The sequence below is a fragment of the bacterium genome, from assembly GCA_004322275.1.
Taxonomy (GTDB): Bacteria; Desulfobacterota; Deferrisomatia; order Deferrisomatales; family BM512; genus SCTA01.
Window position 1 is genome coordinate 26,091 of the sequence record SCTA01000019.1, and the last position, 21,455, is coordinate 47,545.

20 protein-coding genes are annotated in these 21,455 nt (G+C 61.4%); 12 read left to right on the forward strand and 8 right to left on the reverse strand.

Translation table 11 applies throughout. From position 1 onward, the window contains the following. Position 1 precedes the first annotated feature (1 nt). Genes EPN96_06190 through EPN96_06215 form a run of 6 tightly spaced genes read left to right on the forward strand, consistent with a single transcriptional unit; the run spans position 2 to position 7,226 of the window. A complete protein-coding gene (locus tag EPN96_06190) occupies positions 2–1,483 on the forward strand; it encodes a hydrogenase (protein ID TAL17189.1) in 1,482 nt (493 codons plus the stop codon). A gap of 10 nt (positions 1,484–1,493) precedes the next feature. Then, positions 1,494–2,270, forward strand: coding sequence for a hydrogenase (locus tag EPN96_06195; protein TAL17190.1), 777 nt, complete (start codon positions 1,494–1,496; stop codon positions 2,268–2,270). Further along, positions 2,263–4,239: a hydrogenase gene (locus EPN96_06200; GenBank protein ID TAL17191.1), complete on the forward strand. Its 1,977-nt coding sequence runs from the start codon at positions 2,263–2,265 to the stop codon at positions 4,237–4,239. Before EPN96_06195 ends, EPN96_06200 begins: the two co-directional genes overlap by 8 nt. A gap of 7 nt (positions 4,240–4,246) precedes the next feature. Next, complete coding sequence (locus tag EPN96_06205; protein TAL17192.1) at positions 4,247–5,152, forward strand: hydrogenase; 906 nt, start codon at positions 4,247–4,249, stop codon at positions 5,150–5,152. A 4-nt stretch (positions 5,153–5,156) separates the two neighbouring features. Continuing rightward, the gene (locus EPN96_06210) at positions 5,157–5,798 is read left to right on the forward strand and encodes a hydrogenase (GenBank protein ID TAL17193.1); all 642 of its coding nucleotides are present in this window, start codon (positions 5,157–5,159) and stop codon (positions 5,796–5,798) included. Between the two features lie 3 nt (positions 5,799–5,801). Next, a complete protein-coding gene (locus EPN96_06215; GenBank protein TAL17194.1) occupies positions 5,802–7,226 on the forward strand; it encodes a hydrogenase in 1,425 nt (474 codons plus the stop codon). Here the strand turns inward: EPN96_06215 and sulP are convergent. Next, a complete protein-coding gene (gene sulP / locus EPN96_06220; GenBank protein TAL17195.1) occupies positions 7,223–8,905 on the reverse strand; it encodes a sulfate permease in 1,683 nt (560 codons plus the stop codon). The two genes, EPN96_06215 and sulP, sit on opposite strands and share 4 nt — an antisense overlap. 325 nt (positions 8,906–9,230) lie before the next feature. Here sulP and EPN96_06225 point away from each other — a divergent pair, with 325 nt between their 5' ends. Beyond that, the gene (locus EPN96_06225) at positions 9,231–9,929 is read left to right on the forward strand and encodes a hypothetical protein (protein ID TAL17196.1); all 699 of its coding nucleotides are present in this window, start codon (positions 9,231–9,233) and stop codon (positions 9,927–9,929) included. Positions 9,930–9,987: 58 nt separating this feature from the next. On the opposite strand, the gene EPN96_06230 is transcribed toward EPN96_06225, so the two are convergent. The 7 genes from EPN96_06230 to EPN96_06260 all read right to left on the reverse strand — a co-directional run bounded on the left by EPN96_06230 (position 9,988) and on the right by EPN96_06260 (position 16,200). Then, complete coding sequence (locus EPN96_06230; GenBank protein ID TAL17197.1) at positions 9,988–11,058, reverse strand: sulfate/molybdate ABC transporter ATP-binding protein; 1,071 nt, start codon at positions 11,056–11,058, stop codon at positions 9,988–9,990. Further along, positions 11,048–11,941: a sulfate ABC transporter permease subunit CysW gene (gene cysW, locus EPN96_06235; protein TAL17198.1), complete on the reverse strand. Its 894-nt coding sequence runs from the start codon at positions 11,939–11,941 to the stop codon at positions 11,048–11,050. Before cysW ends, EPN96_06230 begins: the two co-directional genes overlap by 11 nt. 10 nt (positions 11,942–11,951) lie before the next feature. Beyond that, complete coding sequence (gene cysT, locus EPN96_06240; protein ID TAL17253.1) at positions 11,952–12,779, reverse strand: sulfate ABC transporter permease subunit CysT; 828 nt, start codon at positions 12,777–12,779, stop codon at positions 11,952–11,954. Between the two features lie 318 nt (positions 12,780–13,097). After that, entirely contained in the window at positions 13,098–14,096 is a 999-nt protein-coding gene (locus EPN96_06245; GenBank protein ID TAL17199.1) for a sulfate ABC transporter substrate-binding protein, read from the reverse strand. 57 nt (positions 14,097–14,153) lie between these two features. Then, the gene (locus tag EPN96_06250) at positions 14,154–15,011 is read right to left on the reverse strand and encodes a HesA/MoeB/ThiF family protein (GenBank protein TAL17200.1); all 858 of its coding nucleotides are present in this window, start codon (positions 15,009–15,011) and stop codon (positions 14,154–14,156) included. Next, positions 15,011–15,247 carry a sulfurtransferase TusA family protein gene (locus EPN96_06255; protein TAL17201.1) on the reverse strand — a complete coding sequence of 79 codons (237 nt, stop codon included), beginning with the start codon at positions 15,245–15,247 and terminating at the stop codon, positions 15,011–15,013. The genes EPN96_06250 and EPN96_06255 overlap by 1 nt, the downstream gene beginning before the upstream one ends. A gap of 14 nt (positions 15,248–15,261) precedes the next feature. Next, positions 15,262–16,200 carry a 4Fe-4S dicluster domain-containing protein gene (locus EPN96_06260; protein ID TAL17202.1) on the reverse strand — a complete coding sequence of 313 codons (939 nt, stop codon included), beginning with the start codon at positions 16,198–16,200 and terminating at the stop codon, positions 15,262–15,264. 207 nt (positions 16,201–16,407) lie between these two features. Here EPN96_06260 and EPN96_06265 point away from each other — a divergent pair, with 207 nt between their 5' ends. The 5 genes from EPN96_06265 (at position 16,408) to larE (ending at position 21,406) form a co-directional block, all read left to right on the forward strand. Next, on the forward strand, positions 16,408–17,079 hold the full coding sequence (locus tag EPN96_06265; GenBank protein ID TAL17203.1) for a phosphoadenylyl-sulfate reductase: 672 nt from the start codon (positions 16,408–16,410) through the stop codon (positions 17,077–17,079). Positions 17,080–17,095: 16 nt separating this feature from the next. Next, the gene (locus EPN96_06270) at positions 17,096–18,070 is read left to right on the forward strand and encodes a cysteine synthase family protein (protein TAL17204.1); all 975 of its coding nucleotides are present in this window, start codon (positions 17,096–17,098) and stop codon (positions 18,068–18,070) included. A gap of 152 nt (positions 18,071–18,222) precedes the next feature. Beyond that, on the forward strand, positions 18,223–19,026 hold the full coding sequence (locus EPN96_06275; protein ID TAL17205.1) for a sulfate adenylyltransferase subunit 2: 804 nt from the start codon (positions 18,223–18,225) through the stop codon (positions 19,024–19,026). Continuing rightward, entirely contained in the window at positions 19,026–20,585 is a 1,560-nt protein-coding gene (locus EPN96_06280) for an elongation factor Tu (protein TAL17206.1), read from the forward strand. Before EPN96_06275 ends, EPN96_06280 begins: the two co-directional genes overlap by 1 nt. Next, the gene (gene larE / locus EPN96_06285) at positions 20,585–21,406 is read left to right on the forward strand and encodes an ATP-dependent sacrificial sulfur transferase LarE (protein TAL17207.1); all 822 of its coding nucleotides are present in this window, start codon (positions 20,585–20,587) and stop codon (positions 21,404–21,406) included. Before EPN96_06280 ends, larE begins: the two co-directional genes overlap by 1 nt. Positions 21,407–21,455: the final 49 nt, after the last annotated feature.

A 21,455-nucleotide genomic window follows, 5' to 3' on the forward strand; every position in this document is an offset into this window, starting at 1 on the left:
CTTGGCGGGAGACCTTCTCAGCGCCCGAAACCCTCTCTGCGTCGAGCTTGACGCGATACCGGAGTATGTGGCCGAAGGGTTCTCGGCGGCCGTCTCCTCGGCGCTGGAGAAGGGCACGAGGCTCATCGGGCTTTTCGGCTACCCGAAAAAGACCGGCAAGACGGGGGTCATCGCCGCCCTTGCCCTCGATTCCGAAGGGATCATAAAACTCTGCCGCCTTGCCCCCTCGCCCTCCTATCCCAGCCTTACCGTCCGCCATCCCGGGGCTCACTCCCTCGAAAGAAGTCTCTACGAGAGCTGGAGGGTGGAGCCGGAAGGCCACCCCTGGCTGAAACCCCTTCGCAAAATAGACCTCGAAGTTCCGCCTCCGGGCGACGCCTCCTTTTACCGCGTTGAAGGGGAGGAGATTCACGAGGTAGCGGTGGGGCCGGTACACGCGGGCATCATCGAGCCGGGCCACTTCCGTTTCCAGTGCCACGGCGAAAACGTATTTCACCTCGAAATACGGCTTGGCTACCAGCACAGGGGGGCGCTGGGATTCTTGCTGGGCGATATTTCTCCGCGCTGGGCTGCGGTGGCCGAATCCATCACCGGAGACACTGCGGTGGGAGGAGCGACCGCCCACGCCCTTTGCCTCGAAGCGCTGTGCGGGGTGGAAGCGAGTCCGCGCGCGGAGGCCATTCGCGCAGTCGCCCTCGAACTGGAGCGCATCGCCTACCACGTCGGAGACCTCGGCGCTCTGGGCAACGACGTGGGGTTCTTGCCGACCGCCCAGTACAACGGAAGGATCCGGGGAGACTTCCTGAACTGCCTCATGACAATTTCTGGAAACAGGCACGGCCGGGGGCTGGTTCGGCCGGGGGGAGTCCTCTTCAATGTCGATAGCAAGGCCGCCGCTGAGCTGCGAAAGAGAATTGAGACCCACCACCGCGAGGCCAGAAGGTCGATCGACCTTCTCCTCGACGCGCCCTCGGTGATGGCCCGCTTCGACGGAACCGGGAGGGTCAGCGCGGAGGACGCCCGGGCAATCGGACTTGTGGGGCTTGCGGCCCGCGCCTCGGGGCTAACCCTCGACGTTCGCACCGACCACCCGGCGGGGGCCAGCCGTTTCCGGCAGATTCCCGTTTCGGTGGGCGCTCACGGCGACGTTCACGCCAGGGCTCTGGTGCGCAGCCTCGAAATGGACCGCTCCGCCGAATTCGTAATGGAAACCCTCGGCGCGCTGCCCGAAGGCCCGCTCGAAATCCCCTGCGGGCCGCTCCGCCCCGACAGCTTCGCCCTGGCTCTGGTGGAAGCGTGGCGCGGGGAGCTCGTCCACGCGAAGATAACCGACAATCTCGGAAAGGTCGTCGCGGCGGACGTCGTGGACCCCTCGGTCCACAACTGGTTCGGCCTCGCGCTCTGTCTCCGGGGTCAGGCGATCTCGGATTTTCCGCTTTGCAACAAGTCCTTCAACCTTGCCTACGCGGGCCACGACCTGTGAGCGTCCGGGAATGCTGAGGATACTTCGGACACGCCTTTCGCTGGGCCACCGCACCGCGCCCCTCCCCAAACCGGGAGAACAGCCGGTCGCGGAAGGGTTTCGCGGCCTCCCGGTCCTTTCGCCCGGCAGGTGCTTCGAGGGTTGCAGGGCGTGCGAGGAGGCTTGCCCCGTCTCGGCGATCCGGTGCGGCGAGGGAGGCCCCCGGCTGGATCTGGGAACCTGCCTCTTTTGTCCCGAGTGCGAAAGGGCGTGCCCAAACGGGTGCATCGGTTTCTCCCGGGAGCACCGGCTCGCCGCGACGAGGCGGGAAGACCTCGTCATCGGTCCCGGCTCCGGCCCTCCGCCGGTGAAGCCCCTGGAGGGCGAACTAAAAAGCCTCTTCAGCCGGTCGCTCAAGCTCCGGCAGGTGAGCGCGGGCGGCTGCAACGGCTGTGAGGCGGAGCTTATCGTCACCGGGACGCTGGTCTTCGACTTTCCCCGCTTTGGCGTCCAGTTCGTGGCGAGCCCCCGCCACGCCGACGCGCTTGTCGTCACCGGGCCGGTCTCGAAAAACATGCTGGTAGCCCTGGAGAAGAGCTACGCCGCCCTGCCGCCGCCGAAACTCGTCATAGCCTGCGGCGCCTGCGCCATCGGCGGCGGGCCTTTCCGGGGAAGCCCCGAAGCCCACGACGGCGTCGGGTCGATACTGCCCGTGGACCTCTGGATTCCCGGCTGCCCGCCCCATCCGTGGACGATAGTGGACGGCATTCTTCGCCTGATGGGCGTTTTAGAGGGCTCGAATGGCTGAGAGGCTGATCCTCCTCGCCGTCGCGCTCTCGGCCCTGAGCGGCCTCCCCGGCCTCTTTTTCGACAAAAAATCCCGGGCTGGCCAGCACCTGGCAACCGGGGTGCTCTGCGCCGCGTCGCTTATCGGCCTTGCGGGTGCGGGGCTGGGTATTTTCGCGCCGGGGGAAGGGCTCGCCGACATAGGCGGCGGCATCCTCGGCGGCAGGTTAAAGGTTCAGGCCGATCCCCTCTCCTCCTTTTTCCTGATCCCCGTCTTTCTTATACCCGCCCTCTGCGGAGTCTACGGCTCCGCCTACTGGCCGCAGGAAAAACACCCCGAAAACGGCCAGAGGCTCCGCTTTTTCTACGGGCTGGTCCCGGCGGGCATGGCGCTTCTCCTCGTCGCCCAAAACGCGCTGCTTTTTCTTACGGCGTGGGAGGTAATGACTCTGGCGGCCTTCTTCCTCGTCGCCACGGAGGACGAAAAGCCCGAGGTGCGGGAGGCGGGCTGGCATTACCTCGTGGCCACCCACGTCGGAATACTGGCGCTTATGGCGATGTTCTCGATACTGCGCACCGCGACCGGCTCTTACGACCTCGGCCCTCTTGCGCCGGGGATTCTGACCAAAACGCAGACCACGGCGGTCTTCCTCCTCGGGCTTCTCGGCTTCGGACTGAAAGCCGGGCTCATGCCCCTCCACGTCTGGCTTCCCGGCGCTCACGCCAACGCGCCCAGCCACGTCTCGGCGATACTCTCCGGCGTGCTACTCAAGATGGGGATTTACGGGCTTGTCAGGCTCGTGGGGTGGCTTCCCGCGCCGCCCGCGTGGTGGGGCGGGCTCCTTCTGGCCCTCGGCGTAATCTCCGGCGTGCTGGGAGTCCTCTTCGCCCTCGGCCAGCACGACCTCAAGCGCCTTCTGGCCTACCACTCGATAGAGAACATCGGCATCATCGTGATGGGGCTGGGGCTCGCCCTCATGGGGCGCTCGCTCGGCAGGCCGGAGTGGGTGGCGCTGGGGCTCGCGGGGGGGATTCTCCACGTCCTCAACCACGGCCTCTTCAAATCCCTTCTATTTCTCAGCGCGGGCTCGGTGATTCACGCAGTCCACACCCGGGAGATGGACCACATGGGAGGGCTGGCGAAGAGAATGCCCCTCACGGCTCTCGCCTTCCTCGCGGGGGCGGTCGCAATCTGCGGCCTTCCCCCGCTCAACGGCTTTATAAGCGAGTTTTTAATCTACCTCGGCCTTTTTTCCGCCGCCGCGCGAGGAGAGGGAGCGGGTTTCGCCGGTCCCGCCTTCGCGGCTCCGGCGCTCGCCCTCATCGGCGCGCTGGCGGTGGTCTGCTTCGTAAAGGTTTACGGAACGGTATTTCTCGGGGAGCCCCGCTCGGCTTCCCTGAAAGAGACTTCTGACCCTCCCCCCGCGATGGTCGCTCCGATGGCTGTTCTGGCGGGTATCTGCGCCCTTATCGGCATAGCGCCCTTCCTCCTGCCGCGAGTGCTCGACCCGGTGGTGGCCTCCTGGGTGCCGGGTGCCAAACCGGTCGTTTCCATAGCGAAGCTGGCGCCGCTGGGGTGGGTCAGTCTCGCGGGGGCGGCGCTGCTGGCCCTGCTTCTGGCGCTTGCGCTCTGGCTCCGGGCGAAGCTCAGGAAGGGGCCGGTCGAGAGCACGGTGACGTGGGACTGCGGCTACCTCGCGCCGACCGCCCGCATGCAGTACACCGCCTCCTCCTTCGCGCAGATGGTCGTGGACCTCTTCTCGTGGGCCCTCTGGCCAAAGAAGAGGGGTCCGCGCATAAAGGGATACTTTCCGGGGCCGTCGCGGTTCCACAGCGAGACGCCGGACCCGGTGCTGGACAGGATGCTGACGCCGTGGTGGGATTTTTCGGAGCGGATAGCCGGAAAGTTCAGGGTATTCCAGCAGGGGGTGATGCAGGTTTACGTCCTTTACATTCTGGCGACCGTGCTCGCCCTCCTCTTCTGGTGGTGAGGGACCGATGGCCGGAATAGTTCTTCATCTGCTGCTCCTTCTGCTCGTTCCGCCCCTGCTTGTCGGGGTGATCAACAAGACCAAGTCCTTTTTCTCGGGACGCTCGGGGCCGCCGCTCTTTCAGGCGTACCGCGACATGGCGAGGCTTTTCGGGAAGGGGTTCACCTTCAGCCTGACGACGACCTGGGTCTTCAAGGCAGGGCCGGTGGTGGCGCTGGCGGCCGCGCTGCTTGCCGGAGTCCTCGTCCCCTTCGGAGGCCCGCCTCCCGCCGGTTTCGCCGGAGACGCTATTCTCTTCGCCTACCTTTTCGCCCTTTCGCGCTTCTTCACAATGACGGCGGCGCTCGATACCGGCTCCGCCTTCGAGGGTATGGGAGCGGCGAGGGAGGGGACTTTCGCCTGCTTCGCGGAGCCGATACTCTTCTTCGTCTTTCTGGCCCTCGCCCGCATCTCCGGCTCCCTCCAGCTCGGCGAGATGCTCTTCGGCGCGCAGTTTTTCTCCTCTTGGGGAAACGGACCGGCGCTGGCGCTCCTCGCCGCGGGACTGTTCGTCCTTCTCTTGGCGGAAAACTGCCGGATACCCTTCGACGATCCCAACACCCACCTCGAACTTACGATGATCCACGAGGTGATGGTGCTCGATCACAGCGGGCCCCTCTTCGGACTCGTCCAGTACGGGGCCGCGGTAAAGCTCTTCGTCCTCGGCTCGGTGCTGGTGCGCGTGATAGCGCCTTTCAGCGCCGGTTCGCTCGCGACCGACACCGCCCTCTTCCTCGTCCTCATGGTTCTGCTCGCCGCCGTAATCGGGGTTGTGGAATCGGCGATGGCGAGGCTCAGGCTGACGAAGGTTCCCAATCTTCTCGTCGCCGCCTGCGTGCTTTGCGCTTTCGGCTTCCTTCTGCTGCTGAGATGAGAAAATGAGATTTGCGCTTGAGATAATACTGGTGGTGATGTTCCTTCTGAACTTCTACGTCCTCGCCACCAGCCGCATCCGCGCGGTAATAAACGCCGTAGCCCTTCAGGGGGTGCTCCTCGGCGTCGCTCCGGTTCTGGTCCACGCCTCCTCGCCCCTCGTCTCCCTCGGAGTGACCCTTCCCGCGCTCGTACTAAAAGGGTTCGCGATACCCTTCCTGCTCCACCGCGCCCTTCGTAACGCCGAGATAAAGCGCGAGGTCGAGCCGCTGGTGGGGTTCGCCCCCTCGGTGGTTCTCGGGGCGCTGGGAACCGGCCTGGCGATAGTAATCTCCGGCCGTCTTCCCCTTCTTCCCGAGCACTCGGGCAGCCTGATCATACCGGCCGCCCTTTCGACGATCTTCGCCGGTTTTTTGTTCCTCACGACGAGGATGAAGGCGATAAGCCAGGTTCTCGGCTTCCTGATTCTGGAGAACGGAATCTTCATGTTCGGCCTGATTCTGGTCGAGGCGGTACCCTTCCTCATCGAGATAGGGATGCTCCTCGACCTTTTCGTCGCCATCTTCGTCATGGGGATAATCATAAACCACATAAACAGGGAGTTTTCCTCCATCAGCACCCAGAACCTGTCGGCCTTGAGGGAGTGAAGCATGGTTGAAGCCCTTATCTTCGTGCCTTTGGCGGTGGCGGCGTTCGCGCTGGCCCTGCCGTCGAACGGGTCAAGGCCGTGGCTGCTGCCGCTTGGGGGCTCCCTCCACCTCATCCTGACGGTGACGGTGATAAACAACCCCGTTACCCCGTCTCCCGGCGCGTGGCTGGCCTTCGACGCCCCCGGAAGGCTGATACTGGCGCTCGTAAGCGTCCTTTTCTGTCTCTCCTCCTTTTACGCCGTGGGTTACCTCCAGCACCGGCAGGAGCGCGACAACAGGATTTTCTGTGCCTGTCTGCTGGCGCTTCTGGGGATGACAAGCGTGGTAGCCGCTTCGCGCCACCTCGGGATGCTCTGGATAGGGATGGAGGCGACCACCCTTACCACCGCCCCCCTGATCTACTTCAACCGCAACCGCCGCTCTATCGAGGGGACCTGGAAATACCTCCTCATCTGCTCGGTCGGGATAGCGCTTTCACTCCTCGGCACCTTCTTCATGGCTTACGCCGCGCTTCGGCAGGGGTTCGCCCCAACCCTTATGATCGACGACCTGCTTCGCGACGCCCCGAACCTTTCGCAGCCGTGGCTCCACGGCGCTTTCGTGCTCCTTCTCGTCGGCTACGGCACGAAGATGGGATTCGCGCCGATGCACACCTGGAAGCCCGACGCCTACGGCGAGGCTCCGGGACTGGTCGGCGGGCTTCTGGCCGGAGCGATGACGAGCTGCGCCTTTCTGGGAGTGATCCGCGTCTACGCCATCGCCACGGCAAGCGGCGCGCTCTATCCGAGGACGATACTTATCGCGATGGGGCTTCTGTCGATGGCCGTGGCGGGAGTCTTCGTAATAAGGCAGAAGGATTTCAAGCGGATGCTCGCCTATTCGAGCGTGGAGCACATGGGGATACTGGCTCTTGGACTCGGGCTGGGCGGGACGGCTATTTTCGGGGCGCTCTTTCACCTGGTCAACAACGGGCTGGCGAAAGGGCTGATGTTCATGACGGCGGGAAACATCCACCGCGCCTACGGCAGCAAGCTTACCGACGAGGTCGCCGGGGCGCGGGTAAGGCTGCCGGTGTCGGGGTGGCTTTTCCTGCTCGGCTTTCTGGCCGCCAGCGGGTCGCCGCCCTTCGGCCCCTTTCAGTCGATAATGACGATAATAAACTCCGCGCAGGCGAGCGGCCGGGGTTATATCGCCGGGCTTATGCTCGTCTTCCTGATGATGGTCTTCATGGGGATGGGAAAAACCGTGCTGGCGGTGGTGCAGGGAAAGCCCTCAAAAGAAGCCGCCTCCACCGGTTACCACGACAATTTCCTGACGGCCTTCCCGGTGATACTCCTCATGGGGATAGTGCTCATGCTCGGCCTTTTTATGCCCCCGCCCCTGAAAACGTTACTTGAGGAGAGCTACGCCAGTTTCCCGCACTAAGAAGCGCCCTTGACGTGCTCCGCCCTCGCCAGGGCCGCCTTCAGGTCCGGCAGGATGTTTTCGCTTCCGATGGTTTCCAGCAACCCGCCCTTTTCGAGGACGCCGCGTGGTTGTTGCTGAAGGCCGAAGAGCAAAAAGAGCGTGCCCTGTTTCTTTGTCTTTTTCAGGATGTCTTCCATCGCGTTCAGGCCTGTGGCGTCCATCGCCGGGACCATTCTCATGTTCAAAATGAGAACTCTCGGGTGTTCCTGCAGCAGGCCGAGCGTCGAGGTTAGCTTCTCCGAGGCCCCGAAGAAGAAGGGGCCGCGTATCTTGTAGATGGTAACTTCCTTCGGGATGAAAAGGTCTGAGTGGATCTTTTCTTCCAGTTCGCCCTGCTCGTTTACGTCCACGAAACCGGCCTGGGAGACGTCCGCCATGCGCTTCATGAAGAGAAGGGCGGCGAGGACGACGCCCACCTGTATCGCGACCGTGAGGTCGACCAGCAGGGTAAGGGCGAAGGTGATGAGGAGCACCGCAACGTCGCTCTTGGGGCTCTTGAAGGTCTTTACGAAGGAGTGCCACTCGCTCATGTGGTAGGAGACGACGACGAGTATGCCCGCCAGCGTCGCCATCGGTATCAGCGCGGCCCACTTCCCGAAGAAGAGAAGGATTATGAGGATGACGAAGGCGTGGATGATGCCCGCCACGGGGGTCTCTCCGCCGTTTCTTACGTTCGTCGCGGTTCGCGCTATCGCGCCGGTGGCCGGGATGCCACCGAAGATCGGTGAGACGAAGTTGGCTACGCCCTGCGCGACCAGCTCTACGTTGGAGCGGTGACGCTTGCCGGTCATGCCGTCGGCGACAACCGCCGAGAGAAGGGATTCGATTCCGGCCAGAAGAGCTATGGTGACGGCGGGGGAGACAAGCTCCCTCATCTGGGCAAGGCTGACCTGGGGCAGCTTCGGCATGGGAAGGGAGGCGGAAACCCCTCCGAAGCGGCTTCCTATGGTTTCCACCGGGAGGTCGAAGACCTTAACGATTATCGTCGTAACGATGACCGCGACGAAGGCTCCCGGAACGCGCCGCGAAACCTTCGGCCATAGAAAGACGAGGATTACCGTCCCTATGCCTATCGCCGTCGCCAGAGGGTCGATCTTGTCCAGTACGGTGCTGTAAGCCTCCCATTTTTCGACGAACTCGGGAGGCACGGACTTCATCGGAAGGCCGAAAAGGTCGCGAATCTGACCGGAGAAGATGATGAGGGCGATGCCGGAGGTGAAGCCGACGGTGACGGGATAGGGGATGTACTGGATTATCGCGCCGAGGCGGGCGAAGCCCATCACCATGAGGAGAACGCCCGCCATCATGGTCGCCACGGCGAGGCCGTCGTACCCGTATCTGGTCACTATTCCGTAGATTATTACGATGAAGGCGCCCGTCGGGCCGCCTATCTGGTAGCGGCTTCCGCCGAGAAAGGAGATGAGGAAGCCCGCGATTATCGCGGTGGCGAGCCCCTGTTCGGGGGTGACGCCGGAGGCGATGCCGAAGGCGATGGCAAGGGGGAGGGCCACTATGCCCACCACTATTCCGGCTATCAGGTCCCGAAGGAAGGTTTCCTTCGAGTAACTTGCTCCTGTGTATTTTTTAGCCCTTAAAACAACCGTCCAGGTCTTGGGCAACAGCGAAGTCGGCCACATTTGTCTTGTCCTTTCGGTTTCTCCGAAATTGTCATGGTCCGGACCGGCGAGCCCATTTTCCAACGGCTATTTGAACATTTCAACGGCTCGTCCGGAGCTTCTCCGGCTGTACCTGACGGGGGTTTTGACCCCGGCCGGAGCTTTAAACAGGGTTTTATCCGCCTTGCCGGAAGGATTTTCAAGGCAAAAACGAAGTTGCGGGTGGAAAAACGCTCTTTTCCTCGCCGGAAACCAGTTTGATAATTATCTCCCTCGAAAGAGCTGATATTTGCTATTAATTTTGAATCGCTTAAATGCAGAAATTTGCAGAAAGGTCACAGCGCAGTTGAAACCGAATGGCTTTTTCGGAAACCTCCGCCGCCTTCTCCTCTTTGTTCTTCCGGCCATTGTCCTTATCCCCTCCCTCTGCCATTGCGGCGAGACGCCCCCGGGTTCGGGGCGTGTCTGGGAGCTATACGGCGGAATGGATATCTTCGCCTCGGGGACCGCGAAGGGGTCGGTAAACGAGATGAACCTCTTCGGAGGAGACGAGGGGGACTGGTCCACAAGCGGGGGGACGAATTACGCCCCTTCCGGCGTCATCGGAATCCGGACCGTCGAATATGCCGATACAGGCGGGTTTTACTCGGATTTTTCCCTCCTGCGCGCGAAAGCCGAGCGGGCCGAAGTCAACGCCTTCGGGATATCCTTCGGAGCGGCCCGGAGGCTGCCGTCCGGTTATAAGGATGAACCGGAAGCGGCGGGGTGGGAGCCGTCTTTTGGGGCCGGAATCCTGATGGGTTTGGGACAGATCCGCATGGAGGGCGAGGAAGGGTCGGGCCATAGCCTTTCCGTGGCTCCCGCGTGGGTATTCGGGCTCGAACTGTACGCCGACGCGAAGTACAGGTTCAAAAGCGGGAAAGGGGTATCTTTCCGCTACAAGCTGATACCCACAATGGCCGCCTACAACGGCGACTCGATCCCCGACAAGGAGGCCAGGGCCGCTTTTATCTCCAACGTCTTCACCGTCGGGTACAATTTCTGAAAAGCTCCGAAGGTGAAAGCTGCGGCTGCCGCCGGGAAGACCTTCAGGCAAGCTTCCCTCAGATGCTGAAGTCGTTGACGAACACCTTCACGTTTTTCGGGCGGACGAAAACAGTCTCTCCTTTTTTCAAGAGAAGCTCCGCGAAGCGCTCCTGAGTTATCTGCGCCTCTATCGGCTCTCCCGGCAGGGCGGGGTCAAGCTCCACCCGGACGACCGGCCCGACGCTGCGAATCTTTATCACAACCGCCGCCAAAGCCTCGCCGCTTGCGGGCGCCCTTTCGATTTCAATCTCATGGGGCCGCGAGTAGCCGAAGGCGGGGGCGTCCTCCAGCCGGGCGTGCTCCGGCACCTCCAGACTGAGGTTCCCTATCTGCGCCTTGCCGTTTTGGACGCGGCCGTGGAAGAGATTGACGTTGCCGAGAAAGTTGTAGACGAAAGAGCTGGCGGGGTTGTTGTAGACCTCGTCAGGGGTCCCTGTCTGCTCGATTCTCCCCTCGTTCATCAGTACTATCCTGTCGGCGACCTCCAGCGCCTCCTCCTGATCGTGGGTGACGAAGACGCTGGTTATCTTCATCTCGTCGTGAAGTTTCCGGAGCCACTTCCGCAGTTCCTTTCGCACCTGCGCGTCGAGCGCGCCGAAGGGCTCGTCCAGCAGGAGCACCTTCGGTTCCACCGCCAGCGCCCGAGCCAGCGCGACCCTCTGGCGCTGCCCGCCGGAAAGCTGCGAGGGGAGCCTGTCGGCCATCCGGTCGAGCATGACGAGGCGAAGCAGCTCCCTCACCTTTTTGTCTATCGCCTCCTTCGGGGGGCGGACCTTTCTTTGGCTTACGCGAAGTCCGAAGGCGACGTTCTCGAAGACCGTCATGTGACGGAAAAGGGCGTAGTGCTGGAAGACGAACCCCACTCCGCGTTCCCGCACGCCATCGCTGGCCGCGTCTTCTCCGAAAAAGCGGATCGACCCCGCGTCCTGCTTCTCCAGCCCGGCGATAATCCGCAGGAGCGTCGTCTTTCCCGACCCCGAGGGGCCGAGAAGGGCGATAAGCTCGCCGGAAGCGACTTCGAGGTTCACCCCGCTAAGCGCCGTGAAGTCGCCGAAGGTCTTGGTCACCTCCCGTATCTCAATGCTCATCTGTTATTCCTCCGGCCGAAAGTTCCCGGTTCGCCCTCCACTCGACGATGGTCTTCGCCAACAAAGTCACCAGCGCGAGCAGCGCGAGGAGGGAGGCGACGGCGAAAGCGGCCGTGAAGTTGTATTCGTTGTAAAGGATTTCAACGTGCAGCGGCAGGGTGTTCGTCAACCCCCTTATGTGGCCGGAGACCACCGAAACCGCCCCGAACTCGCCCATCGCGCGGGCGTTGCAGAGAATCACGCCGTAGAGGAGGCCCCACTTTATGTTCGGAAGAGTCACCCGGAAGAAGGTCTGCCAGCCGCTGGCCCCCAGCACCAGCGCCGCCTCCTCGTCGTCGCGCCCCTGCGCCTCCATCAGCGGAATCAGTTCCCTCGCCACGAAAGGGAAGGTAACGAAGACCGTAGCCAGCACTATGCCGGGGACGGCGAACACCACCTTTATCCCGTGTTCGCCAAGCCACGGGCCGAGCCAGCCGTGGAGGCCGAAGATGAGGACGTAAATGAGGCCCGAGATCACCGGCGAGACCGAAAAGGGAAGGTCTATCAGGGAAAGGAGGAAGCTTTTGCCGGTAAACTCGAATTTGGCGATAGCCCAGGCGGCTATAACTCCGAAAACGAGGTTCAGGATGACCGAAATTCCCGCCGCCAGAAGGGTGAGACGCAGCGCCGCAAGGGCGTCCGGCTCGATTATCGAAGCCCAATAGACGTCCAGACCTTTTTTAAGCGCCTCGGTAAAGACGACCGCCAGAGGCACGAAGAGAAAGAGGCCGAGGAAGAGAAGGACGACTCCGGTGAGGCCCCAGCGGATGATTGCCGGGTCTCTTCTTCCGGGGGCGCTCCCGTGGGCTTTGCCGGATAATCTCAGATTGGCCGCTCCCGCCATAATTATCTCATTAAATCCCGGCCTGGCGTCGTCTGGCCCAGCCCGAAAGAAGGTTTACAGCCAGCAAAAGGAGAAAGGAAACCGTCAGCATCGCCACCGCGACCGCCGCCGCTCCGGCGAAGTCGTACTGTTCGAGCTTGGTTATGATGATGAAGGGGGTAATCTCGGTCTTGAACGGCAGATTCCCCGATATGAAGACCACCGAGCCGTATTCCCCCACGGCGCGCGCGAAGGAGAGGGCGAAGCCGGTGAGGAGGGCGGGCCAGAGGCCGGGGAAGATTACCCGCCTGAAGGTCTGCCAGCGCGTGGCCCCGAGGGTTGCTGCGGCCTCCTCAAGTTCACCGTCAATATCCTCCAGAACCGGCTGCACCGTGCGGACGACGAAGGGAAGGCCGATGAAGGTCAGCGCCACGAAGACGCCTAGCCGGGTGAAGGCCACCTTTAGCCCCAGCGGCTCCAGGTACTGTCCGATCCAGCCGTTGACGGAAAAGGCTGCGGTGAGGGCGATACCGGCAACAGCGGTGGGTATCGCGAAGGGCAGGTCTACGAGGGCGTCTACCAGCTTCTTGCCCGGAAAGGAGTAACGCACCAGCACCCAGGCGGTCAAAAGGCCGAAAAAAGCGTTGGCAAGGGCCGCCAGAAGAGAAGCGCCGAAACTCAGCCGGTAGGAGGCGACGACCCTTGGGTCGGTCACCGTCTCCCAGAAAAATCCCCAGCCGTTTTCCCCCGCCGTGAAAAACACGGAGGAAAGGGGAATCAGGACTATCAGCCCCAGGTAGAAGACCGTGAAGCCCAGAGCCGGAGTGAAGCCGGGAAGGACGCTGTGGTGTTTCAATATGCTTTTCATGATCGCTCGGGTCAGGGTTGGGCGGCCGGAAACCCGGCCGCCTCAGATTGCCGACAAACTTCGTCTTTTCTCCGATTTACTTCGTCAGGCTCGGAAAACGATCCTCAAAATACAAGGAGTATTCCTCCGGTCATTTTCCTCGCCTTCCTTGTTCTCGAAGAAAATACTGTGTTTGTCGCAATCTCAGTCTGTTGACCTGGTGTCCCCTTGTCGTTCTGTTTTCTGTGCGCAAAACTTCTCTTTTCGCCATAAATGACTTTGTCAACAGCCTGGGGCGGCCGGAAACCCGGCCGCCCGCCATAAATCCCGTTATTTGCCCGGCTGATAAATCCGGTCGAAGGTCCCGCCGTCGGAGAAGTGGGTTTTCTGGGCTTTCTGCCAGCCTCCGAAGGTCTCGTCGATGGTGATGAGCCTGACCTTTGGAAAGCTGGAGGCGTACTTCTGCGCGACCGCTTCCAGCCTCGGGCGGTAGAAGTTCTTGGCCGCTATCTCCTGACCCTCCGGGGTGTAGAGGAATTCAAGGTAAGCCTTGGCGACCGCTTCGGTCCCGTGCTTTTGGGCTACTTTCTCCACGACGGCCACGGGGGGTTCCGCAAGAATGCTTACCGAGGGGACGACGATCTCGACCTTTCCCGCGCCGAGTTCCTTCACCGCCAGAAAAGCCTCGTTTTCCCACGCGAGGAGGACATCGCCGATACCGCGTTCCACGAAGGTGGTCGTCGAACCGCGCGCGCCGGAATCGAGAACGGGCACGTTTTTAAAGAGAGCCGTCACGAACTCCTTCGCCTTCTCATCGCTGCCCCCGGGCAGGCCGAGCGCGTACCCCCACGCGGCGAGGTAGTTCCAGCGCGCCCCGCCGGAGGTCTTGGGGTTGGGGGTGATAACGCCCACGCCGGGCTTCACGAGGTCGTCCCAATCCTTAATCCCCTTGGGGTTTCCGCTGCGGACAAGGAAAACTATGGTGGAGGTGTAAGGGGAGCTGTTGTTCGGGAGGCGCTTTTGCCAGTCGGCCGGCAGGAGCCCGGCCTTTTCGGCTATGGCGTCTATGTCGTAGGCAAGGGCGAGGGTTACCACGTCGGCCTCAAGGCCGTCGATGACTCCTCTGGCCTGCTTTCCCGAGCCGCCGTGGGACTGCTTGACGGTTACCTCTTCGCCCTTCTTTTCCTTCCAGTGTTTCGCGAAGGCGGCGTTGAACTCCTGATAGAGTTCGCGGGTGGGGTCGTAGGAGACGTTAAGCAGATCGACCCCGGCGTGGGCCGAGGCGGCGAACACAATTCCGGCAAAGAGTGCGGCGATAAACTTTTTCATAGTTTAAATCCTTTGGCTTTTAAAATTTCATCAGTCGGACTTCATACAGGACAAGGCTCAAACGCCGCAGGCCCGGCGGGGGCCGGTTTCACCTCTACTTCCCTGCGTCGAATCCGCATCGCGAAGCCCGCCGCCCTCTTCCCGCAGTTCCCGGCGCGGTCCGGAAGCTCCGCAAGCGGGGCATTTTTCGTCACGCTTTATCTTCACTTCGCGGAAGGTCAGGTTAAGGCCGTCGAAGATAAGGAGCCTTCCCGTCGCCGTCTCGCCTATGCCGAGAAGCACTTTCAGCGCTTCGAGCGCCTGGAGGCTTCCGAGAACTCCGGCGACAGGGCCGAGTATCCCGGCCTGAGAGCATGTGGGAACGCTCCCCTCCGGCGGCGGCTCGCGAAAAAAGCAGCGGTAGCAGGGTCCTTTTCCGGGAATCACCGTCAGAAGCTGCCCCTCGAAACCCTGAATCCCGGCGAAGACGTGCGGGACACCGAGAAAGGCGCAGCCGTCGTTCACGAGGAACTTCGAGGCGAAGGTATCGGAGCCGTCGACCACGAGGTCGTAACCCCCGAGTATCTCCGAGGCATTGGAGACAGTGAGTTTCACGGGATGCTGGACAACCCTTATCTCCGGGTTGAGGGCAAAGAGTTTTTGGGCCGCCGATGCGCTCTTCATCCCGCCTAGGTCACCCGTTTCGTGAATTATCTGCCTCTGGAGGTTTGTAAGGTCCACCCTGTCGTAATCGCAGACACCGAGCGTCCCCACCCCGGCTCCGGCAAGATAGAGGGCGGCGGGCGAGCCGAGCCCTCCCGCGCCGACTACGAGGACGCGGCTGCTTTTCAGCCGCTCCTGCCCTCTTCCCCCCACCTGCGGGAGGATGATCTGCCGCGAATAGCGCAGAATTTCACCTTCGGAGAGAGCGGCCATCAGCCCTTCTTCCTCACGGTAACGATGAAATCTTCCCCGCTCCTCGCGACGGCTAGAACCTGGTGGCCCTCGTCCTTGAGCATGCGCGGGATGCTCGATACCGGTTCACCCGGAGCCATCTTTATGCTTAAGGTCTCTCCCGCCGGTACGCGGTCGAAGGCCATGCGGACCCTGACGAGCGTCATCGGGCAGACGTCTCCGGAGATGTCCAGATCGAAGGAATCATTTTCAGCCATTTTTTATTCCTTCCCTAGCGGAGTACGGCGAAGGCCGCCCCTGCTTCCGGGGTGAGTTGAACCCATTTGGTTTTCGGTATCCCCTTAAGAACTTCTTTCTGGAAGAAGGAGGGGCCGGTCCTCAGTATCGACTGGCCGAGCCGCTCCTTTTTCCTGCCGTTTCCGGCGTACCACTTCTTTATGTTGCCGGTCGCCAGAACCGCCTCCTCCTGAGTGAGATAACCCGCGATTCTCAGTCCCACCTGTTTTTCGCGCCCCCAGCGGCCCCCCGCGTAGAGGTCGACCCCGGTTCTTTTGGGCTTAATCGCCGCCACGGGGCAAACCTTCGAGCAGTCCCCGCAGGAGACGCACTTCGCCCGGTCTATGACCGGCAATCCGCCGCAGAGGGTTATCGCCCCGAGGTGGCAGGCCTCGGCGCAGAGGCCGCAGGAGATGCAGGGGGAAGGTTCGAGCTCCGGCTCGCTCACTCCGACGAGTCCCACGTCGTTGACCTGCGGTTTGGAGCAGGAGGAGGCGCACCCAGAGACGGCCACCTTGAACTTGTGCGGCAGCGTCGCCGAATCGTTTAACTCTTTGTCTATCGCCCACGCGAGCGCGAAGGTATCGATGTTCCCGTGGGGGCAGACGGTGCCCTTGCAGGCGACGGTGGTCCTCATGCGCGGGCCGCAGCCGGCCAGCCCAACCCCTATGGCGGCCAGTTCCTCCCGTAGCGCCGGGAAGGATTCAGCGGGTATCCCCGGAATCTCGACCCCCAGCCGCACCGTCAGGTACACCTCTCCCCTGCCGTATTTTTTGGCGATATTCGCGAGCCCTTCGAGGACGGAGGAGGTGAGAACGCCGACCGGTATCCTCAGCCTCGCGGAATAGATTCCCGGCTCCCTGGTCTTGATCATCCCCGTGAGCTGGGCGTCCAGTATCTTGGGGGTGTAGAACTCGCTGGGGTTAACGGACATCAAAGGCTCCTTTTTATACGTCCGGGGAATTGTCTTGGCTGCTTCGGGGTTACCCCGGAGCGATTCCCGACGTTTTTTGTCAAATACACCGTCTGGGTAAAAAATATCTTCTTTATTCTTGACTGTCAAGCTGGTTTATGGTTTATTTTTTACATATTATTTAACCATAAATTTGGTGTGGTTTATCGCGCCGGACGGAAAAGAGAAATGAGCAGGGAAAATGCACGGGAGATACTGCGCTGGGGAATAGAGAAGGCTGGCGGCCCCGTGGCCCTGGCCTGCTCTTTCAGCGCCGAGGACATAGTCGTTCTTGACTTTCTGGGTGAGGTTTCTCCGGGAGCAAAGGTCTTCGCGCTCGATACCGGAAGGCTCAACGAGGAGACCTACGAAACGGCGGAGAGTGTCCGCCAGCGCTTCGGCGTAAAAATAGACTGGTACTTTCCCGACCGCGAAGGTGTGGAAAAGCTGGAAGGTGAAAAAGGGCTCTATTCCTTTCGCGATTCCCTTGAAAACCGCCACGAGTGCTGCCGGATACGAAAAGTGGAGCCGCTGCGCAGGGCGCTTTCGGGTCTGGCGGGGTGGATAACGGGTCTTCGGCGCGAGCAGAGCGTAACCCGCACGGCGCTTGAACCTATAGAGGCCGACGAGGCGAACGGTGGAATTCTCAAAATAAACCCGCTGCTCGACTGGAGCTGGGAAGAGGTTCTGGAGTACGCGAAGGAAAAGAATCTGCCCGTGAACAGGCTCCACTCCAAAGGCTACCCCTCTATAGGCTGCGCCCCCTGCACCCGCGCGGTTGCGCCGGGCGAACATTCACGCTCGGGCAGGTGGTGGTGGGAGAATCCGGAACACAGGGAATGCGGCCTGCACAGCCGCTGATGAGAGGATCAAGTCAATGCCCATAGAAACCGGCCACAGGAAAAGAGTTTACGACAGCGTAGCGGGCCTCGTAGCCGACCGCGACAACCCGACCCCCTTGGTCCGCCTCGGAAAGCTCGGCGGCGGTCTCATGGAATTATACGTGAAGTTGGAGAGCTATAACCCCTTCGGCTCCATCAAGGACCGCACCGCCTCCTATCTCCTCCGGGGGCTTCTGGAGCGCGGCGAACTGCCCAAAGGGAAGAAGATCGTCGAGCCGACCAGCGGCAACACGGGGATAGCGCTCGTGGCCCTGGCGAACCTCGAAGGTATCCCCTGCACGATTACGGTGCCCAGCGCCCTGCCCCAGGAAAAACTGGCGATATTGCGGATGCTTGGTGCGGAGGTCTGGCCCACCCCGGACGATCTTTGCCCAATAAACCATCCCAAGGACGGGGCTATCGCGTTGGCGAAGTCGATGGTGACAGGCGAGCGCACCAAAGACCTCTACGTGATGCCCAACCAGTACGAGAACGAAGACAACGTGCGGGCGCACTACGAAACCACCGGCCCGGAGATCTGGGAACAGACGGGCGGGGAAATCACCCACTTTTTCGCCGGTTACGGCACCTGCGGAACCATCACCGGCGTAGGCAGATATCTAAAGGAGCAAAACCCCTCCGTCAGAATAATCGCCGTCGAGCCACAGAGAAACCACAAGCTCCCGGGCCTGAAGAACTTTCAGGAATCGAAAAAGCCCGACATCCTCGACGAAGCGGTCATCGACGAGGTGGTGGCGGTGAAGGACGAAGACGCCTACCGCACAGCTATAGAACTTGCGCGAAAGGAGAGCCTCCTTCTCGGCCCCTCCTCCGGCGCTATTGTCTGGGCCGCGCGTGAGTTCGCCGCGAAGGAAAAGGGGCTCGGCGTGGCGCTGTCGCCCGATTCCGCATTCAAGTACATGAGTTTTTACGAAAAATGGCTGGAGGGAGAGGGACAGCCGCAAGGTTAGGCATGGCTTTGAAGCCGGAAGCAATGAAGAGTGAAATCACTCCGGCAAACAATTTCGGATGAAGGGCAAGGAGTCCGAGAAACGACCCCCGGTAGATACTTCCGGGGGCAGGCATAGCCGAAAGAGGAAGCCGGACCCCATATAAGGAGAATATTTTGGACCATCTCGACGAACTGGAAAACCAATCCATCTACATCTTCCGCGAGGCTTACCGGAAGTTCGAGAACCTCGCGATGCTCTATTCCATCGGCAAGGACTCGACGACAATGATCCATCTTGCGAGAAAGGCCTTCTTCGGAAGGATTCCCTTTCCGCTGGTTCACGTCGATACCACTTACAAGTACCCGGAGATGATCGCCTACCGCGACAGGATGGCGGGCGAATGGGAAGCAAACCTGATCGTAGGCAAGAACGAGGAGGCGATAAAGGCCGGGATGGGGCCGGAGAAGGGTCGGCTGGTCTGCTGCGAAGCCCTGAAAACTCAGGGACTGTCGAAAGTAATCGACGAGCACGGTTACAAGGGGCTTTTTCTCGGCATCCGCAGGGACGAGGAGGGAAGCAGGGCCAAGGAGAGAGTCTTCTCACCCCGCGACAAGAACTTCGAGTGGGCCTACAAGGACCAGCCGCCGGAGCTCTGGGACCAGTTCAACACCAGTTTCAGGGAAGACACCCACATCCGCATACATCCGATACTCGGGTGGACCGAACTGAACGTCTGGGAATACATCCAGCGGGAAAAGATAGAGATATGCCCCCTCTATTTCGCCAGGGAGGGCAAGCGGTTCCGCTCGCTGGGCTGCATGCCCTGCACCGGCCCGATAATCTCGGACGCCGACAGCGTGGAGAAGATTATAGAGGAACTGAAGACCCTCAGGACCCCCGAGCGCGCCGGGCGAGCGCAGGATCAGGAGAACGCTTACGCTATGCAGAAATTACGGGCTAAGGGGTACATGTAATGAGTCAGAAAGACACTTTAAAGATAGTTATCGTCGGCCACGTGGACCACGGAAAGTCCACCCTCATAGGCCGCCTCTTCTTCGATACCGGCTCTATACCGGAGGTTCGCTACCGGGAGATTGAGGAGCTTTGCAAGCGTCAGGGACGCAGCTTCGAGTTCGCCTACCTGATGGACGCGCTCGAAGAGGAGCGCGACCAGAACGTTACCATCGATACCGCCCAGACCTTCTTCAAGACCAAAAAGCGCCCCTACGTCATCATCGACGCGCCGGGCCACCGCGAGTTTCTTAAGAACATGATCACCGGCGCGGCCAGCGCCGACGCCGCGATACTCCTTCTGGACGGCGTCGAGGGAGTGCGCGAGCAGACTCGCCGCCACGCCTACATGCTCTCCCTTCTGGGCATCCGGCAGGTGATCGTCGCCGTAAACAAGCTGGACATGGCCGGGTACAGCCAAAGGGTCTTTCAGGCGGCTTCCAACGACATCCTGGCCTTTCTCCACCCCCTCGGCATCGTTCCCTCCTACATAATCCCCATCTCCGCGAGCGAGGGGGAGAACATAGCCAAAAGCCTCGGCAAGACCCCGTGGTACGAGGGGCCTTCGATCCTGGATGCGCTCGACAACTTCAAGAACGTCAGGGACGAGGAGGGTATGGATTTTCGCTTCCCGGTGCAGGACGTCTACAAGTTCGACGGCTACCGCCGCTACGCCGGAAGAATAGAGACCGGCTCCATAGCCGTCGGCGACGAGGTGGTTTTCACCCCCTCCGGCAGGAGAACCGCGGTAAAGTCCATCGAAAAGTGGCAAAAGCCGGACATTCAAAAAGCCGGGGCGGGCGAATGCGTCGGGCTGACCTTCGAGGACGAGGTTTTCGTCGAGCGCGGCGAGGTGCTGGCGCGCTACGGCCTTGCCCCAACCCCCGCCGACGAGCTTCGCGCCAGCGTCTTCTGGCTCTCGAACAACCCTCTGGAGAAGGGGAAAAGCTACAAGCTGAAGCTCGCCACCGTCGAGGTGGACGCGACCCTCGTAGACATAGAGGAGAGGTTCAACTCCTCCTCGCTGGAGATTATCGAACGCCACGCAAGGCAGCTTGAGACAACCGAAGCGGGCAACGTAATCTTCTCCCTTAAAAAGCCGATTGCAGCCGAAACCTACGTGGAAAACGCCCGCCTTGGCCGCTTCGTGCTGGAGGACGGAATGATAATCGGCGGAGGAGGCATTATAAGAGAAGTCCGCTCCGCCGAGGGAACTCCGGTGCGGCTGCTGAGCCTTGACGAGCGCCTAGCGACCGAGCCGGACGGCAATCAGGTAGACCTGACGAACCTCTACGGCGAGGTCAAATTCGCGGTGACCCCCCATTTTTTAAGTCTGCTCGCGAAGGGCGACCGCGTTCTCTTCCGCCTCCGGGACGCCTCCCAGATCGGGCCTGTCGCCCTTCTCGCCTTTGAAAACAACCTTGGCTTCACCTTCCGCCGTGAAAGGGACGAAGTTTCGGTGGTCTTCTACCGCGAAAAAGCCGCTTCCCCGGTTCCGGCTTCCGGCGAGCCGGTGATCTGATGAACGCCGGGCTCGGGGAAAAAGAAATCCGTCTCAGGGAGATATTGAAGGAGATGGGAAGCTGCGCCGTCGCCCTCTCCGGCGGGGCGGATTCGACCCTTCTCCTCGCGGCGGCGGTGGAAGCCCTCGGCAATAAGGTTCTCGCCGTCACGGCGCGCTCCTCCACCTTCCCCGAGCGCGAGATCGCCTCGGCCCTGGAGCTTTCAAAAGCGCTCGGAGCCCGTCACCGGATAATCCTCTCGGAAGAGTTGGATATAGCGGGTTTTGCCGAAAACCCCCCCGACAGGTGCTACTACTGCAAGGGCGAGCTTTTCAGAAAACTTCGGGAGGTGGCGAAGGAGGAGGGGCTTTCCTTCGTCGCGGAGGGGAGCAACGTAGACGACCTCGGAGATTACCGCCCGGGCCGCCGCGCCCTGAAAGAGCACGGCATAAGGAGCCCGCTGGAAGAGGCCGGGTTGACCAAGGCCGAGGTCAGGGAGCTTTCACGCCGGAGGGGCCTCCCCACGTGGGACAGGCCCGCGATGGCCTGCCTCGCTTCCCGCTTCCCCTACGGCACCTCCATCACCCGCGAAAAGCTTTCTCAGGTGGACAGGGCCGAGGAGTCCCTTCGCGGACTCGGCCTTCGCGAGGTAAGGGTGCGCCACCACGGCGAAACGGCCCGGATAGAGGTGGGTGGAAGGGAAGTGGCGAAAGTGGCGCTTGTGATGAGAGAGGAGGTCGTCCAACTGGTGAAAAAGGCCGGCTTCTCCTACGTCGCCCTAGACCTCGAAGGCTACCGCACCGGGTCGATGAACGAACCTCTCCGGTTTAAAAGCGTTTAACCGTTCCCGGCATGCCGTATAAGAAAGGGCCGCCCCCGATGGGACGGCC

What these genes read in the sequence shown, in the direction of transcription:
- EPN96_06195 (TAL17190.1), top strand. Translation starts at nt 1,494, where the DNA reads ATGCTGAGGATACTTCGGACACGCCTTTCGCTGGGCCACCGCACCGCG.
- EPN96_06200 (TAL17191.1), top strand. Translation starts at nt 2,263, where the DNA reads ATGGCTGAGAGGCTGATCCTCCTCGCCGTCGCGCTCTCGGCCCTGAGC.
- EPN96_06205 (TAL17192.1), top strand. Translation starts at nt 4,247, where the DNA reads ATGGCCGGAATAGTTCTTCATCTGCTGCTCCTTCTGCTCGTTCCGCCC.
- EPN96_06210 (TAL17193.1), top strand. Translation starts at nt 5,157, where the DNA reads ATGAGATTTGCGCTTGAGATAATACTGGTGGTGATGTTCCTTCTGAAC.
- EPN96_06215 (TAL17194.1), top strand. Translation starts at nt 5,802, where the DNA reads ATGGTTGAAGCCCTTATCTTCGTGCCTTTGGCGGTGGCGGCGTTCGCG.
- sulP (TAL17195.1), bottom strand. Translation starts at nt 8,905, where the DNA reads ATGTGGCCGACTTCGCTGTTGCCCAAGACCTGGACGGTTGTTTTAAGG.
- EPN96_06230 (TAL17197.1), bottom strand. Translation starts at nt 11,058, where the DNA reads ATGAGCATTGAGATACGGGAGGTGACCAAGACCTTCGGCGACTTCACG.
- cysW (TAL17198.1), bottom strand. Translation starts at nt 11,941, where the DNA reads ATGGCGGGAGCGGCCAATCTGAGATTATCCGGCAAAGCCCACGGGAGC.
- EPN96_06245 (TAL17199.1), bottom strand. Translation starts at nt 14,096, where the DNA reads ATGAAAAAGTTTATCGCCGCACTCTTTGCCGGAATTGTGTTCGCCGCC.
- EPN96_06250 (TAL17200.1), bottom strand. Translation starts at nt 15,011, where the DNA reads ATGGCCGCTCTCTCCGAAGGTGAAATTCTGCGCTATTCGCGGCAGATC.
- EPN96_06255 (TAL17201.1), bottom strand. Translation starts at nt 15,247, where the DNA reads ATGGCTGAAAATGATTCCTTCGATCTGGACATCTCCGGAGACGTCTGC.
- EPN96_06260 (TAL17202.1), bottom strand. Translation starts at nt 16,200, where the DNA reads ATGTCCGTTAACCCCAGCGAGTTCTACACCCCCAAGATACTGGACGCC.
- EPN96_06265 (TAL17203.1), top strand. Translation starts at nt 16,408, where the DNA reads ATGAGCAGGGAAAATGCACGGGAGATACTGCGCTGGGGAATAGAGAAG.
- EPN96_06270 (TAL17204.1), top strand. Translation starts at nt 17,096, where the DNA reads ATGCCCATAGAAACCGGCCACAGGAAAAGAGTTTACGACAGCGTAGCG.
- EPN96_06280 (TAL17206.1), top strand. Translation starts at nt 19,026, where the DNA reads ATGAGTCAGAAAGACACTTTAAAGATAGTTATCGTCGGCCACGTGGAC.
- larE (TAL17207.1), top strand. Translation starts at nt 20,585, where the DNA reads ATGAACGCCGGGCTCGGGGAAAAAGAAATCCGTCTCAGGGAGATATTG.